Here is a 15,762-nt window from a genome sequence, read left to right on the forward strand (position 1 = left end):
AGCTGCGTTCATCGCACAGGTTATCCCTGGGGTGGCAGCGCGGCAATCATCGGGTCGTCCTTGTCGACCTTGCCCACTACCGAAGCCCCACCGGGGGTCGGGTTATCAAAATCAGCGAAAAAGTCCCGACCAGCCCGCAAGAAATCTGTCCACGGCTCGGGCAAATCATCCTCGTAATAAATCGCCTGCGGCGGACATACCGGCTCACAAGCCCCGCAATCCACGCACTCCAAGGGATTGATGTACAGGGTGCGTTCCCCCTCATAAATGCAGTCGACCGGGCACTCATCGACGCAAGCCTTATCTTTCACGTCCACGCAGGGTTGAGCAATTACGTAAGTCATACGTATATCCTACCCCGGTCCGGTCTATTGCCCCTCCGGGGAGTCCGCCCCAGCTGCCGCAGCTTGCTCCTCACGAGCCTTTTGGGCAGCCAGGTCCTTGGCACAAACCACTGCATTATCCGGCGCATAGGTGTGCGTGTAGGTCTTGGAATCGACCTTCTTGCCGTCCAGGTAGCGGGTGCGCGTGTTGCTGATAGTAAACCCGGGCTGACCCGCACCGGAAGGCACGCACTCGGACCAATTGTTGACCGTAGTCTTGGGCTGTACATAGTTAGTCCGGGGGCTTTGTGAAGATTCCACGGTGTAGTACTTGGTGCCCCAGATACGCATATGTAACTGACCTCCGCCAGTCCACCCCTGCAGCACCACGGGAGTCGGATTCGGGTTTTTCCATTTCAGATCCAAAGACCCGGTCCAGAGCGTACACTCGCGTCCGGCGGGATACCGGGTAAAGTACACCCCGTGCGGGTTGAACTCCACCAAGTCCATTCCCGCAAACCAAGCCGCGTTCAGAGTCGTGACACACATCTGAGACAACCCACCGCCGATAGCCTTGGTGTGTACGCCGTTTTGAAAGACCCCCGAAGCTCGCCAACCATTCTCGGGCGTCAACGGACCCAAGTCACGTTCCAGAGAGAAATCCTGTTTCGGCAGATAGACCTTGCCCGTCAAGATTTGCGCCGCCCTGGTCAGATTGCCAGTCCGCACGCTGTCTGACGTCAGCGGGGTGGCAAACTCACCAATGACTTCCTTAACCCCAGCTTTATTGGCGTCATCGGTGGTGAATTGGGGGGCAATCGGGGTCAAATCCACGCTCACCTCACGGTTTTCCTGCGAAATCGCGCCCATCGTCACCCGGTCGGACAGCTCTTTGGAATCAAGTTTGGCCCCATCCACAGATGCCACCACCTGCGGGGATCCCGAATCAAAGCTGAATCGGGCATTAACCGGTTCGGTTTCTAAACCTTTGGTGTTTGCCAACGTGTATTTCTTTAGTTTCTCGCCATCTAAACTGGCTTTTAGCTTTTCGCCCTGCAGGGACCACGTTGCGTCTTGGCACAGTTCCGCAGTGGGAATGTCCAGGCTTTGCCCGCCTACGTTGAGTTTCACCGGGGCGCTCAGAAGGGTTTTCGCCTCACCCTGGGCGGCAGTGTCCAGTTGCGCTTGGGTCGACTTTGGCGCACTAGACTTGCCGGGAAGGTTCAGGGGGTCGCCCGGTTTCCACCACTCCCGGTGCAACAGGGCGGTGGCAGCTTTCAGGTCCAGCTCGCGTCCCGGAGCGGGCTTAACCGGCTGGAGCTGGCTATCTTGGCAAATGAAATCTGCCTCTTGCGGAGCGGACTTTAGATCCGCCGCGGCTGCCGACACCGCTTTGTCCAGTGCTTTTTCATCAATTTTCGATTTCAGGTCCAGTGGACCAGTTCCCCCGAGATGAGCCAGAATTTTGACGGGGCTCAAGGAAAAATCGGCGACCTCATGCACGGAAGAAGTGAAATCGGGCTGCAATCCGGCTGCGGCTGGGTCAATGTTTGCGGTTTTGGCTCCCAGTTTCACCGGGAAAGGTTGTTTCAGCCGGGGACCCAATTGAGAATCAAGCTTTTTGATTGCGTCCGTAGGGGACATTCCCCCGACAGTGACTCCCGCAAAAGACGATCCTCGCGGCATACTGCCCGAGACGGCGACAGCCGTCCCAGCATAAGCCAGTGCCAAAATCCCAATGGCGGCACCGATAACCACCGGAACCTTGCCATTACGCTTCTTGTCCTGCGCGAAACCGGGAAACATTTCGGTGGCGTTGGCATCCCGCGCCCCGCCCGGCACTTTTCCAGCCGGTCTGACGGGTCGAGGACTGGGTCGGAGCTTGGGGGGGCGTGGCTCCGACGGGGAACCACCCGGTTTCGCCCCTTTATTCACGTCTTGACTACCCATCGAATCCCTCCGCGGTATCTGCCCTCCGTAAGAGTGCTCCGCCGAATCACTGTTCGCGACGGCGTCGCGCTGCATCTTTGTAGCGCGTTTCCGTACCTAAGATTACCTTACGAATCCGCACGGCTTCGGGTGTTACCTCGACGCATTCATCATTTCCAGCGAATTCCAGGCTTTCCTCTAAAGTGAAGTTAATCGGCGGGGTCAGACCTTCAAAAGCGTCCTGGGTCGAGGAACGCATGTTGGTCTGCTGCTTTTCCTTGGTGACGTTGACAATCATGTCTTCGCCGCGCGGGTTCTCTCCGACGACCTGACCCTCATATACCTGTGAGCCGGGCTGAATGATGAAGTTACCGCGCTCCTGCAGTTTAATCATGGCGTAGGGGCTAGCTTTCCCGGCGCGGTCGGCAACGAGTGAGCCAGTCGCGCGCCCTGCAATGTCGCCCTGCCACGGCGCCCACCCGGAACTGACCGAGGAGGCAATCCCGGTGCCGCGTGTCTCGGTCAAAAACCGTGTCCGGAAACCAATCAAGCCTCGGCTCGGAACTGTAAATTCCAGACGCACCCAGCCGGTTCCGTGGTTGGTCATCGTGTTCATCTGACCTTTACGCGCCGCCAGCAGCTGCGTCACGGTGCCCAAGTGTTCCTCCGGGACATCGACGGTCAGAGCCTCCATCGGTTCCATCACTTTGCCGTTTTCCGTTTTCGTAACGACCTGCGGTTTTCCGGCGGTCAGTTCGTAGCCTTCGCGACGCATCTGTTCCACCAAGATTGCCAAAGCCAGTTCGCCACGCCCCTGCACTTCCCAGGCGTCCGGGCGTCCAATATCCACGATCCGCAGGGACACGTTACCCACCAGTTCCCGCTCCAAACGGTCCTTGACCTGGCGGGCGGTGACTTTTGCGTCCTTTACCCGCCCGGCAAACGGCGAGGTGTTGATGCCAATCATCATCGAAATTGCCGGCTCGTCCACCCGAATCAAGGGCAGGGGACGCGGGTCATCCACATCGACCAGAGACTCCCCGATGGTGATGTCTTCAATGCCTGCCACGGCGACAATATCACCGTATTTAGCGGACTCGGCAGGAACCCGTTCCAACCCATGTGTGGCGAGCAGCTGGGTAATCTTGACCGTCTCGACCATGCCGTCCTGGCGCGCCCATCCCACCGTCTGACCTTGCCGGATGGTGCCATTGTGAATCCGCAGCAGCGCCAGGCGTCCCAGGAATTGCGACGCATCGAGATTGGTGACGTGCGCCTGCAGCGGAGCGTCCGGATCATAAGTAGGTCCCGGAATGTGCTGCAAAATAGCCTCAAACAGGCACTCCAGGTCGCCGTCGGGAACATTACCGTTGCCGGGGTTAGTCAGGGACGCCGCCCCGACCTTTGCCGAAGCGTAGATAATCGGCAGGTCCAGCAGCTGATCCAGGTCCAGGTCGTCCTCGCCAAGTTCCCCACTGGCTTCCAAGTCAGTAGCCAAGGTCAGCAGCAGGTCGGTAGCCTCGGAAACGACTTCATCAATACGCGCGTCGGGGCGGTCTACCTTATTAATGACCAAAACGACCGGCAAACGCGCTGCCAAGGCTTTACGCAACACGAAACGAGTCTGGGGCAGGGGACCTTCTGAGGCGTCCACCAGCAGCACCACCCCGTCCACCATCGACAGACCGCGTTCGACTTCCCCGCCGAAATCAGCGTGTCCAGGGGTGTCAATCACGTTAATGGTGACACCCTGAGGACATCCGCTATCCACCGCCGCCGGACCGCAATACTTGACTGCGGTGTTTTTAGCCAGGATGGTGATGCCTTTTTCACGCTCCAAATCGCCCGAATCCATGACTCGTTCCGGACCATCAGCCCGGAGCCCCTCGGCATGAGCCTGTTTCAACATGGCGTCGACCAGGGTGGTCTTCCCGTGGTCGACGTGCGCGACGATGGCGACATTTCGAATATCTTGACGCTGTGCCATAAACCCTTTTCTGATAGTTAACGGTTTTCCAAAAACAACGTCCTATTGTAACGCCGCTTAGTCACCGTTGAACAACGGAATGCTGGCGCCGGGAATCGCGTCAATCAAGTCCCTGGTGTAATCCTGGGAGGGGTGATCAAAGATTTCGTCAGCCATGCCGGTTTCCATGACCCGACCCTGCTGCATCACCACCACGTCGTCAGCCATCTGACGCACCACTGCCAAGTCATGCGTGATGAACAGGTAGCTGATGTGTTCACGGTGCTGAATCTCAGCTAAAAGCTGCAAAATCTGTTCCTGCACCAGCACATCCAGAGCGGAAACGGCCTCGTCCAAGACGATAATCTCGGGCCGCAACGCCAAAGCTCGCGCGATAGCGACACGCTGGCGCTGCCCGCCGGAAAGCTCTCCAGGATAGCGACGCATCGCCGAACGTGGCAGGGCTACTGCATCCAGCAGCTGTGCCACGCGTTCTTCACGAGCCTTCCGGTCGCCCTTGCGATGCACCAGCAGCGGTTCCTCGATGCAGCGGTAGACGCTAAACATAGGATCGAGTGAGCCGTAAGGGTTTTGGAAGACGACCTGCATTTTCGCGCGCATATCGAACAGCTCGCGTTTGTTCAAGGTCGACAGGTCGGTACCTTCGTAATAGACCTTCCCTGAAGTGGGGTCGATGAGGTTCAAGATGATGTTTGCCACCGTGGATTTACCGGAGCCGGATTCGCCCACGAGTGCCAAAGTCGTACCTTTACGCAGTGCAAAGGACACATCATCCACTGCCTTGAGCTTTTTGGCAGCGCCTTTCGAGCCGCGTACCTCAAAAGTCTTGGTCAGGTTTTCGACGCGGATGATTTCGTCCTTGTATTCATCCAGGCTGGCTCCATGGGTCAGCAAATCTTCAGAAACCTCGCCACGGTCTTTCGCAGCTTGGATACGGTGTGAAGCCAGGGATGGCGCGGCGCTGACCAGGCGCTTCGTATAGGGATGTTGGGGCTGTTTCAAGATGTCCAGAGCCGGACCGGATTCCACCACGCGCCCACGGTGCATGACGACCAGGTGCGAAGCCCGTTCTGCTGCCAGACCCAAGTCGTGCGTGATGAACAGTACCGAGGTGCCACGCTCGTGCGTCTGCTTCTGCAGGTGGTCGAGAATCCGTCGCTGCACCGTAACGTCCAGAGCGGAAGTCGGTTCGTCAGCAATCAGCAGCCGCGGATCGGCAGCCAAACCAATGGCGATGAGGGCGCGTTGGCGCATCCCACCAGAAAATTCGTGCGGATACTGTTTCGCGCGCCGTTTCGCGTCCGGCAGTCCCGCTTCCTCCAGCAGTTCCACCACTCGGTCGTCCTCACGACCTTTGGCTTTGCCGTTAGCTCGCAGGGCTTCACGCACCTGGTAACCGATTTTCCACACCGGGTTCAAGTTCGACATGGGATCTTGGGGCACCATGCCGACGTGCGAACCGCGCAATTCCACGTATTGGCGCCGACCCAAACTTGTGATGTCGTGTCCCTGGAACAGAATCTTGCCACCCACGACTTTGCCCGTACCGGGCAGCAACCCGATGATGGCAGAAGCAGCCGTAGACTTACCGGAACCGGACTCACCCACAATAGCGATGGTCTGACCGGGATAGACACAGAAGTTGGCTTTACGCACGGCGGAAACCATTCCCGTGGAAGATTTGAAAGCCACTTCCAAATCGATAACTTCCAGCAAGGGCATCGTCTCGCCGGATTTCGCAGCTGCATAGGAGGTCGAACCCAGGATTAATTCGTCTTGGGTCGCTTCCATTTCGGCGGCGGTAGCCGGATTGTCAGCACCTTCCAGCTCTTGGTTTAATACCGGCATCCCCGAGGCTTCAGCAGCGACCTCGCCGAGGTTCTTTGCAGTGTCACTCAACGTTACTTCCTCGCTTTCGGATCGAGGGCATCGCGGACCACGTCACCCATCATGATGAAGCTCAAAACGGTCAGAGCCAGCGCGCCAGCGGGATAGAACAGCACGGACGGATTCTGGCGCAATGCCGACTGGGCGCGAGAAATATCCCCACCCCAGCTGACCACGTCAGAAGGCAAGCCCACACCCAGGAAGGACAGCGTCGCTTCTGACACGATGAACGTCCCCAGGGCCACGGTGGCGTAAACAATCATGGGAGCAATCGCATTGGGCACGATGTGGCGCAAAATGATACGAATCTTGCTCTCGCCCAGGGCTTTGGCGGCATTGACGAATTCTTCGTTCTTGGTTTGCATCACTGCTCCGCGCGTAATACGCGCGATTTGCGGCCACCCAAACACCGCCAGCACCAAAACCACTGTAAAGATAGTGCGGTTTTCCCTGAACATCTGCATCACCACGATGGCTGCCAACAGGAACGGCACCGCAAAAACAATGTCCGTAATGCGGGAGAGGAACGAGTCTAGCCAGCCCCCAAAGAAGCCTGCCAGGGTTCCGAATGTGCCGCCAATCAGCACCACTACCACGGTGGTTAAGATTCCCACAATCACGGAGGCGCGCGCCCCATAGACTGTACGCGCCATGATGTCGCACCCCTGCCGGTCGAAGCCGAACGGGTGCCCCATACTAGGCTTGCCGTAAGAGTTCTTTAGCTCGCAAAACTTCGGGTCCACACTGGTAAACAGGCTGGGAAAAGCCGCCAGCATAATAGCGAACAAGATGATGGCAGCAGCCACCCAAAACAGGGGTCGTTTGCGCAGGTATTTCCAGGCTTCTCCCCACATGGAGGAAGGCGCGCGGTCATCGGCAACGGCGTCTACCGCCCCCAAACCCGTTTCGTCAGTTTCTGAAACGTAGTGGGACTGTCCGGGCAAATTTTTCGTTTCCACAGTGCTCTCGTTTTCGTTTGCCATTTCCCCCTCCTTACTCGTAGCGAATCCGCGGGTCCAGAAGGGCGTACATCAAGTCGACTATCAGGTTCGCCAGGACGTAGACCATCACCAACACGGTGGTAAAGGATACGACAGTAGCAGGTTCACCTTTGATAATGGCTTGGTAAATATTTCCGCCTACGCCGTTGATGGCAAAAATACCCTCGGTTACAATCGCGCCGCCCATTAGCGCCCCCAGGTCAGCCCCTAGGAAAGTAGCGACGGGAATCAGCGAGTTACGCAAGATATGTACCCGGATGACTCGTCCGGGACGCAAACCTTTAGCGTAAGCGGTACGCACGTAATCAGCCGACACAGTTTCAGAGACAGATTGGCGGGTCAGGCGCAGCACATAGGCAAAGGACACTGCCCCTAGCACGATGGCGGGCATCAGCAGCCTTTCGAAGGAAGTATCCCCGCCAACCGTAGTGGGCAGCCATCTCAGCTTTACCCCTATCAAGAACTGCATCACGAAACCAATGACGAAAGTCGGTACGGCAATCACGAACAACGAGACCACCAAAACCGTGGCGTCAAAGACACCCCCGCGCTTCAGACCCGCAATCGTCCCAAATACAATCCCAAAGATGGCTTCAAACGCCAAGGCCATCAAAGCCAATTTAATGGTCACGGGGAAAGCCGAAGCCATAACCTCGGTAACTTCCCGCCCCGAGAATGTCAAGCCAAAGTCTAGGGTAAAGATGCCTTTCAGATAGAGCAGATATTGCACGATGAATGGCTGATCCAAGTGGTAACGCCGGCGCATGGCGGCAGCGGCAGCCTCGCTCAAACCACGATCACCGCCCAGAGCTTGAATCGGATCGCCTGGCATCAGGAACACCAGCGCGTAGATGAGCAACGTCGCACCCAACATCACTGGAATAATCTGCAGGAGCCTGCGGCCGAGATATCGTCCCACGGCGCCTCCTTGTCAAAATCGAAATAATGCAATGATTCTACCTCGATAAGGTAGTGAAAACGTAACTGCGGCCTGGGAGTGACATTTCCTACCCAGGCCGCAGTCGTTCATTTTTCAAGCTTTCCTGGCGGTCTTTCGACACGTCAAGTCAAGCCCAAATTATCGCCAAATTACTTGGTGATGTAGAAGTACAGCGGCTTGGAGTGCCAGTCGAACTGGACGCCCTGCACGCCTTCAGCCCAACCGCCGTTGACGTTGGAGTACCACAACGGAATCGCCGGCAGTTGCTTCATCAGGATTTCCTGAGCCTGATCGTAGATCTTGAAGGCTTCCTTCTGATCAGAGGTGTTCAGAGCCTGCGCGAGCAGTTTGTCGAATTCTGGGTTGGAGTACTCACCGTCGTTAGCGGAACCACCGGTGCGGTAAAGCGGACCGAGGAAGTTATAAGGCGAGGGGTAATCTGCCTGCCAACCGGTACGGAATGCCGTCTTAATGGTGTGCTTGGTGACTTCATCACGAATGGACTTGAAGTCGGGGTAAGGAGCGCCCTTAGCCTCGATGCCCAGAGTGTTCTTAATGGAGTTGGCCGTCGCGTCAACCCATGCTTGGTGACCACCATCAGAGTTGTAAGCCAGCTCAAAGTCACCGGTCCACGGCTGAATCGCGTCAGCTTGCTTCCACAGTTCCTTCGCCTTCTTCGGGTTGAACTTCAGCACTTCGTTGCCCTTCACAGAAGGGTTGTGTCCGGGAATGACCGGGGCAATGAAGTCAACTGCCGGAGTCCGAGTGCCCTGGAAGATGGTCTTGCAAATCTCGTCACGGTCAATCGCCATCGAGATAGCCTGCATACGCAAAGCGCCAGCCTCACCCTGGAAACGGTCATCAGACTTCGGGAAAGTGAAAGACTGGAAGATGGCAGAAGGATCGTTCACCGAGCGGTCGCCCAGCTCATCCTGGTAGGTTCCAAATGCGGAGTCCGGAATCGCATCCAAGACATCCAGAGAACCAGACTGCAAGTCACTCATAGCCGCATCCTGGGTGGAGTAGAACTTGAAAGTCACCCCGCCGTTCTTCGGCTTGCGATCGCCCTTGTAATCCGGGTTCGGAATCAGTTCAATCTGTTCGTTATGCTTCCAGGAGTCCTTTTTCACCAGGTAGGGACCGTTGGTGATGGGGTTTTCGCCGTAAGCCTTCACCTTTTCCGGATCGCCGATACCAGCCTCCGGCATCGGGTAGAACGCCGAGTAACCTAAACGCAGCGGGAAGTCAGATTCCGGCTGGTTCAAAGCCACGGTAAAGGTGGTGTCATCCACCACGTTCAGACCGGTCATATCTACAGTGCCGGTACCGTTCTTGGGGTCGGCTGCAGTGGCGTCTTCCGCGGCCTTCAAGGCTTCGTCGTAGCCCTGGATGGACTCAAAGAAGCTGGCGTTGAGCATGTTATGCTTCACTGCCTGGTTCCAGGCATCCACGAAAGACTTAGAAGTCACCGGAGTGCCATCCGAGAACTTGGTATCGCCCTTAATCTTAATAGTCCAGTTCTGGTTGTCGTCAGACTTGATAGATTCGGCAACTTCCATCTGGGGGTTGCCTTTGGCATCGTAGTATTCCAGACCGGAAAAGATGTGGTCCAGAATCAAACCGCCGCCGGTTTCATTAGTGTTAGCAGGAACCAGCGGGTTCTGGGGCTCGGAATCGTTACCGACAATTACCGCATTGGCATTTGTTTTGCCTTCAGCGCTTCCGCTGTCCGAGCCAGATCCGCAAGCAGTCATCGTCAATGCCAGAGCTGCCGCAGCAGCGATGGCAGTCAGTTGCTTCTTCACGAGGTTAGCCTCCAAAGATTTCCTCAGCTTGGCGCTGTCTATCAGCGCCGTCGCCGACATTTTCGGGTAATACCACTTTTGTGGCACTTGGCTAGTTTACATTCAAAACCTAAATTTAACTAAAAACATACCCATCATTTACCTTTTATCCGCATTTGCGGTGCCTTAGGTCCGCAATTGGTCAGCGTTTATCCGTGGCAGCATTGCGTTATTTTGGGTTTTCATGCGACTCAGCTGATTTTCGGGGGTGCACGTGGATTATAAGGTGGGATTTGGGCAGTAGCTGCCATTATTGGCAGCTACTGCCCAAATCCCCCTGTTTATTCACAACCGAGCAATTATCTTCCGGAATTTTCCGGAGTTTATACAGCGCCGGTTGGCTAGCGCAAGACCGCTGCCTGGAGGTGTCCCTAGACTTCTGCCAGTGCTTTATCCAGCAAATCGCGCACCGCAGCACTCTGGGTCAGGTGGTGCTCGTTCATATATTTACTAAGTTTTACGTCACGTTCCTGGTCGATGCGCACCCGCAGCACCTTGACGGCTGGGCTATCTCCCACACTTAGAGGGCGACCACGCATCCGCTTCTCACCCGCTTCAAGCTGCGCCATGCTGTAACCACGTTCAGCCTCAGCTACGTCTCGCACCAGCATTTCCGCTTCCTCCGGGGAAAGCTCGTCAAATTTCCTTACCTGTATGTCACTCATTTCGTCCTCCTTCCATCAGTTTTTGATACCTCTTACGCATGGGCATCGAATGAATCAAAGCTTCGCCGAAAAGCTCCGTCTCAGCAGTCACGACTTCCAAGGCTTGCCCACTGGAAGAAAAACCCAGGTATAACACTTTCCTCGGGTCTTCCCTCATCAGAAAACTTCGTAAAGAGTGCTGCACCACATAGAGTGAATCCTCCGGGTCAATCCCATGCTTAAGAGCCGATTCGAACACTTCCACACGATTATTGTGCCACATAAATGTAGTCACCAACAAGAGGGTACCGCCGAGAATAGGTTTTCAGAACCTTTGTTGTCCATCTCCCATTCCAAACAAACTAAAAACCCGACAGAGTACGTGTCATAAGCGAAAGGAAATACAGTCCGGAAGATGATTGATGGTGTTCTAATTGAAGTCACTGCCTATGGCTGGTAACTATTCCATATTCGAAGCAGCATTTCCGGTGTCCGGTAGAAACATTTACGAATATAACCAGCCGGGTAAAATACTGAATAGGTTCTTGCGAACTGTGGTGGAACGAAAAGGGATTGTCGGACATGACTGAGGATGAAAAAAGAGTTGCAGCCCTGCTTGAGCACTTATATGCCGAGGGCTACGCTACCGAACAGGAGCGCAACGATATGCTATGCGCCCTTGAAGGAGATGGGATTTTCGTCCCTCTCGTTGGGGTGACGGCTATAGTTGCCAATAACAACAAACCCCTGACGCAAGAACTTCTTGATGAGGTCATAGCGCTGAAAGACATCTATGACGAGGAATACTACGAAGAACTCATGGAATCCCAGGGATATCCGCTGTGATATGGGGTACTTTTTGAGCACAGAGACGGGGTCAGCCCACCAGGCTACGCAGTAGACCGTGCAGGCTTACCGTTTCTGCGCTTATTTTGGCACATCTTGGGGTTTCTTCCCCACGTTTATTTTGAGCCTAAAATGCGGCTCCGCTTTTTAACTTCCGGTTGTCTGGACTCTCGTGGAGCCAGGTTTCGGAATGCACGTGGATTATAAGGTGGGATTTGGGCAGTAGCTGCCATTATTGGCAGCTACTGCCCAAATCCCCCTGTTTATTCACAACCGAGCAATTATCTTCCGAAATTTTCCGGAGTTTACACAACGCTGTTTGGCTGATTACAGGCAGTGAAGAACGCATGGGTTACAGATGAATCACACAAAACTGCTAGTCATCTCAGGATCTCACCCCGCGGACCTTGTGCAAATGCAAATGATGCCCGGCACAATCCGAGCATCATTTCTAGCGGAGGATGGGGGATTCGAACCCCCGAGGGCTTGCACCCAACACGCTTTCCAAGCGTGCGCCATAGGCCACTAGGCGAATCCTCCAGGTATTAAGTTTGGCTGCGAAAAGCAGCGCCTACCATTGTACATATTTCCGCGCTGAGCGAGAAATTCAGCGACCGCGATTTTGCTATAGGCGATACTTCGCCGAAAGTACGCCTGCGCTCCGATAGAATCGAGCCGTCGGGTCAACCCAGATCTGACGGTAACAGTTAGGAACAAAACATGGCGGTTTACACCCTCCCCGAACTCCCCTACGACTATGCTGCTCTGGAGCCGCATATCTCCGGCAAGATTATGCAGCTGCACCACGACAAGCACCACGCCAACTATGTAAACGGCGCGAACACGGCTTTGGAAAAACTCGAAGAAGCCCGCGCGACCGGCAACTTTGCCACGATTAACCAGCTGGAAAAGGATCTCGCCTTTAACCTGGGCGGTCACGCCAACCACTCTGCCTTTTGGAAGATGATGGGTCCCGCCAACGACACTCCGGATCGCCCCAGCGGTGAACTCGCTGCGGCGATTGATGAATACTTCGGCTCTTTTGAAGCCTTCCAAAAGCACTTCACCGCCGCCGCGACCGGGCTGCAAGGCTCGGGTTGGGCGGTGCTGGCTTGGGACAGTGTGGCGGGTCGCCCGGTCATCTTCCAACTGTTTGACCAGCAGTCGAACGTTCCGATTGCCCAGATTCCGCTGCTCATGCTGGATATGTGGGAACACGCTTTCTACTTGGATTACTTGAATGTCAAGGGTGACTATGTCAAGGCCTGGTGGAATGTGGTGAATTGGACGGAGGTCGAAAACCGTTTCCATGCCGCCTCTAAACATCACGGCGTAATCTAAGACCCAAACAGCTATTTCGCACGGTGGCGGCGCTTCGCGTCGTCACCGTCGCTTTTTTACGCCCGAAGCCCCACCTCTGGATTTCGGCTTGCCCGAACTCAGGATTCTCTGTCGGGCTTTGCCCGAGCTGCAGCTGAAAGCAAAACCTGAAACCACGCTGCCCCTGCCACCCCTGCCAGCCCATGCTCCGGCGCCTATTTTTCCCGTTTTCCCCGAAATTCCTAGGAATTTATTACCAATTTCAACTACAATTTGTGCTGCAACATTGCAGATTTTGTTTGGTTAGATGAGATAGGTGATGTATTTTGCTTCGCGTCACACACACGCCACGTGCGGTAATTAGCAGCTTCGCGGGCATCGCCATCGCAGCCAGTTTGCTCGCTGCCACAGTACCAGCTCATGCCGACGAGGACCTGACCGACCCGCCTCAAACCGGAGCACCCGCAGCGGGAGAGTTTGCAAGCCCCGACCCGCAAGACCCCAGCGCCCACGCGTTACCGCGAAACACTCCCGGTAATGCGGGAGTTCCCGGCTCAGATTCCCCGGTTCCGCCTGGTAGCCAGATTTCACCGGACAGCCCAGTTTCTGCCGGTGCCCCCAGTTTGGTTCCCACCCTCGCTGGGGCGACTCCCGCGGGACGCCCCGATTTGTCCCGAGTCGCGGGAGTCAGCAGGTTTGAGACTGCCGTCACCATCGCCCGCTATACCTTTATTACTCCCCCCAAGACTGTCTATCTGGCAGAAGGGTGGAAACTCGCCGACGCGATGGCGGCCGGTTCGCTGCGGGATGGGCCTGTCTTGCTAACCGCCAGCCACAACTTACACGCCGCCGTCAAAGCCTATCTGCAGGAAATCAAACCTGAGAAAGTTATCGCGCTGGGCGGCACCGGGTCGATTCCGGAAAAAGTCCTGGAGCAAGCCAAAGTGTCTGAGACGACCGAGCTGGAACGGATAGCGGGAGCGGACCGCTTTGAAACCGCTAACGAAATCGCCAAATACGCTTTCCCGGACGGCTCGAACATCGTTTATGTTACCGATGGCACGGGTTCACAAGGCGTCATTGGACCAGATGCCCTCACCGGCGCGTCCCTGCGTAACGGTCCGATTCTCTTCGGTTCGCGCCAAAACGGGCTCTCTGCGGACACCCTGGATGTTATTTCTCATCTGGGAGCCAAGGAAATCGTCCAACTCGGATCCAACCAGTTGGGGTCCTATAAACCCACCAGATACCTGGCAGGTCCGCATCGTTACGCAACCGCGGTGGAAGTTTCCAAACAGGTCATGAAAGACCATCCCGAGGTACAAATTGCCTACCTGACCAATGGTTTGGTTTTAGCCGACAGCGTGGCTGCGGGAGGTCGTCTCGATGACGGCAGCGTTCTGTTGACCGAACCGGATTGGTTGCCTTATGCAGTGTGCGAGCATATCCGCACCAGCGGCATCAAGAAAGTCATCGCCCTGGGTGGTGACAGCACTGTCACCCCGGAGGTCCTCAACGCTGCAAATGAGTATGCACAAAACCCCGCTAAGCCTTGCTTGCAGACTCGACCGGTGGTGCGGGGATGGGTCGCTCCAGGCTACTATCTGCAAGCTGTGGACAAAATTACTCCCCCGCCGGGTACCGTGGTGCCCCAATCGGGGTGGAATGGAACCAAAGTGCGGGAAGTCCGCGCCCGTCTGGGGGTTGGGGTTCCGCTAAATGCCAGTATGACTTTTGATCGCGCGACCAGGAATGCAGTGGTGCGTTTCCAACGTCGCAGCGGGCTGCCCGCCTCGGGCGTAGTGGATTACGCCACTTGGGTCAGGCTGACCGGGCGCCCTTGGAATATGGATAATTTCCAGATGCAGCCTCCTCCGCTCAAAGCCAATCGGGAGCAGCGGATAGATGCCATGCTTTCCTTTGCTCGCGGTCAAATCGGCACTCCCTACACGTGGGGCGGTGCGGGTCCGACCGGCGATGGTTACGACTGTTCGGGACTGGCTCTGCAAGCTCTGTATGCAGCCGGCATCGACCCGCAGCCGATTAATGTCATTTCCCACGCGGCACCCACCTATCGCACTTCCAAGCAGCTTTATGCGCACCCCGGTCTGCAGAAGCTCCCGTTCGCCTACCGAATTCCCGGTGACCTGGTATTTTGGCAGGGACGCGGGGGCATCTATCACGTCGCGATATACGTGGGATCGAACCAAGTTATTGAGTCCAGCTACGGTTACACCAGGCAGCGCCCTCTGTATAAATGGGGCAATATCGCTCCTTACATCGTTCGCCCTCTGGCGACCTAGCCGGATGCCCCCCGGATAACCGTAAGCAAGGCAGGTCTCAGTGTCGTTTCGGATGAGCCGTACTCGCGTTTTCGTGATTTTGGTTGCCGTCATCATGGCTGTGGTGCTGGCAGCAGGAGTGTGGTCGTGGCGGTCGTCGCGTCGCGCAGGGGATGACACCCCGAGTCCGGCGGGTCCGACCGTGAAATCTTCGGCAGGACCAAATGCCCAACTGCCCCCGGTGAAGGCTGGTTCGAAAGGGTGTGCTGCCATGGATACGGTCTTGAGCAACCTTCTGGAGCAGTCTCCGCAAGGCAAAACGTTTACGCAACGAGTAGCTCAGATTCAAGCCCAACAGACCAACCCGAACGCAGGAACGGTCAATGCGGCCCCCGAATGGGCACAGTTTTTGCAGATTCTGCCCAAGCACTATGCGGAATTTGCCGCTGCTGGTGGAACGGATCGCGACGCGCGAAAGGCGTTGGACAATTTGCACAAGATTGTGGAGATAGAGCCGCGGTTAATCTCCGGTGAGATTCCCGAGTACACAGATCCGGAGGCGGCGCAGCGTTTGCTGGACGAGGGCACTGCCCCGGCACAAAATCCAAAGTATGTAGAGAGCCGCACCCAGCTCGATAAAGCCCTGGATCAAGTGACCTGGTGCCTGCCGACCTGGCCGGTTATTTTCGGCTAGCACCCCTGCCTGCGCCGTCGTTGCCCGGTGCGATTTTGGTGGCAGTCACGAGTCGTGCGCACGAA

General features: G+C 56.1%; 13 protein-coding genes and 1 tRNA gene. 4 read left to right on the forward strand and 10 right to left on the reverse strand.

Annotation, left to right across the window (positions count from 1 at the left end; all coding sequences use genetic code 11):
* Nucleotides 1-20: 20 nt before the first annotated feature.
* The 9 genes from fdxA to HMPREF0576_RS06595 all read right to left on the reverse strand — a co-directional run bounded on the left by fdxA (nucleotide 21) and on the right by HMPREF0576_RS06595 (nucleotide 10,850).
* Nucleotides 21-344 carry a ferredoxin gene (fdxA, locus tag HMPREF0576_RS06555; protein WP_004007485.1) on the reverse strand — a complete coding sequence of 108 codons (324 nt, stop codon included), beginning with the start codon at nucleotides 342-344 and terminating at the stop codon, nucleotides 21-23.
* A gap of 24 nt (nucleotides 345-368) precedes the next feature.
* Nucleotides 369-2,273, reverse strand: coding sequence for a VanW family protein (locus tag HMPREF0576_RS06560; RefSeq protein WP_245527361.1), 1,905 nt, complete (start codon nucleotides 2,271-2,273; stop codon nucleotides 369-371).
* 46 nt (nucleotides 2,274-2,319) lie between these two features.
* A complete protein-coding gene (typA, locus tag HMPREF0576_RS06565; protein WP_004007487.1) occupies nucleotides 2,320-4,239 on the reverse strand; it encodes a translational GTPase TypA in 1,920 nt (639 codons plus the stop codon).
* Nucleotides 4,240-4,296: 57 nt separating this feature from the next.
* A complete protein-coding gene (locus tag HMPREF0576_RS06570; RefSeq protein ID WP_004011228.1) occupies nucleotides 4,297-6,138 on the reverse strand; it encodes a dipeptide ABC transporter ATP-binding protein in 1,842 nt (613 codons plus the stop codon).
* 2 nt (nucleotides 6,139-6,140) lie between these two features.
* The gene (locus HMPREF0576_RS06575; RefSeq protein WP_004008897.1) at nucleotides 6,141-7,109 is read right to left on the reverse strand and encodes an ABC transporter permease; all 969 of its coding nucleotides are present in this window, start codon (nucleotides 7,107-7,109) and stop codon (nucleotides 6,141-6,143) included.
* Nucleotides 7,110-7,119: 10 nt separating this feature from the next.
* Entirely contained in the window at nucleotides 7,120-8,046 is a 927-nt protein-coding gene (locus HMPREF0576_RS06580; protein ID WP_004008896.1) for an ABC transporter permease, read from the reverse strand.
* Nucleotides 8,047-8,216: 170 nt separating this feature from the next.
* On the reverse strand, nucleotides 8,217-9,932 hold the full coding sequence (locus HMPREF0576_RS06585) for a peptide ABC transporter substrate-binding protein (protein ID WP_004011229.1): 1,716 nt from the start codon (nucleotides 9,930-9,932) through the stop codon (nucleotides 8,217-8,219).
* 350 nt (nucleotides 9,933-10,282) lie between these two features.
* Complete coding sequence (locus HMPREF0576_RS06590) at nucleotides 10,283-10,576, reverse strand: hypothetical protein (protein WP_004007492.1); 294 nt, start codon at nucleotides 10,574-10,576, stop codon at nucleotides 10,283-10,285.
* Complete coding sequence (locus HMPREF0576_RS06595) at nucleotides 10,569-10,850, reverse strand: toxin (RefSeq protein ID WP_245527362.1); 282 nt, start codon at nucleotides 10,848-10,850, stop codon at nucleotides 10,569-10,571. The genes HMPREF0576_RS06590 and HMPREF0576_RS06595 overlap by 8 nt, the downstream gene beginning before the upstream one ends.
* Before the next feature lie 287 nt (nucleotides 10,851-11,137).
* On the opposite strand from HMPREF0576_RS06595, the gene HMPREF0576_RS06600 reads away from it, so the two are divergent.
* The gene (locus HMPREF0576_RS06600) at nucleotides 11,138-11,401 is read left to right on the forward strand and encodes a hypothetical protein (protein ID WP_004011231.1); all 264 of its coding nucleotides are present in this window, start codon (nucleotides 11,138-11,140) and stop codon (nucleotides 11,399-11,401) included.
* A 455-nt stretch (nucleotides 11,402-11,856) separates the two neighbouring features.
* Here HMPREF0576_RS06600 and HMPREF0576_RS06605 read toward each other — a convergent pair.
* Nucleotides 11,857-11,941: transfer RNA gene (locus HMPREF0576_RS06605), tRNA-Ser, on the reverse strand.
* A gap of 180 nt (nucleotides 11,942-12,121) precedes the next feature.
* Here HMPREF0576_RS06605 and HMPREF0576_RS06610 point away from each other — a divergent pair.
* From HMPREF0576_RS06610 to HMPREF0576_RS06620, 3 genes are all read left to right on the forward strand, one after another.
* Nucleotides 12,122-12,742: a superoxide dismutase gene (locus tag HMPREF0576_RS06610; protein WP_004011232.1), complete on the forward strand. Its 621-nt coding sequence runs from the start codon at nucleotides 12,122-12,124 to the stop codon at nucleotides 12,740-12,742.
* Between the two features lie 305 nt (nucleotides 12,743-13,047).
* On the forward strand, nucleotides 13,048-15,024 hold the full coding sequence (locus HMPREF0576_RS06615) for a cell wall-binding repeat-containing protein (protein WP_004011234.1): 1,977 nt from the start codon (nucleotides 13,048-13,050) through the stop codon (nucleotides 15,022-15,024).
* 40 nt (nucleotides 15,025-15,064) lie between these two features.
* On the forward strand, nucleotides 15,065-15,697 hold the full coding sequence (locus HMPREF0576_RS06620; RefSeq protein WP_245527363.1) for a hypothetical protein: 633 nt from the start codon (nucleotides 15,065-15,067) through the stop codon (nucleotides 15,695-15,697).
* Nucleotides 15,698-15,762 lie beyond the last annotated feature (65 nt).

The organism is Mobiluncus holmesii ATCC 35242, from assembly GCF_000185445.1.
Lineage (GTDB): Bacteria > Actinomycetota > Actinomycetes > Actinomycetales > Actinomycetaceae > Mobiluncus > Mobiluncus curtisii.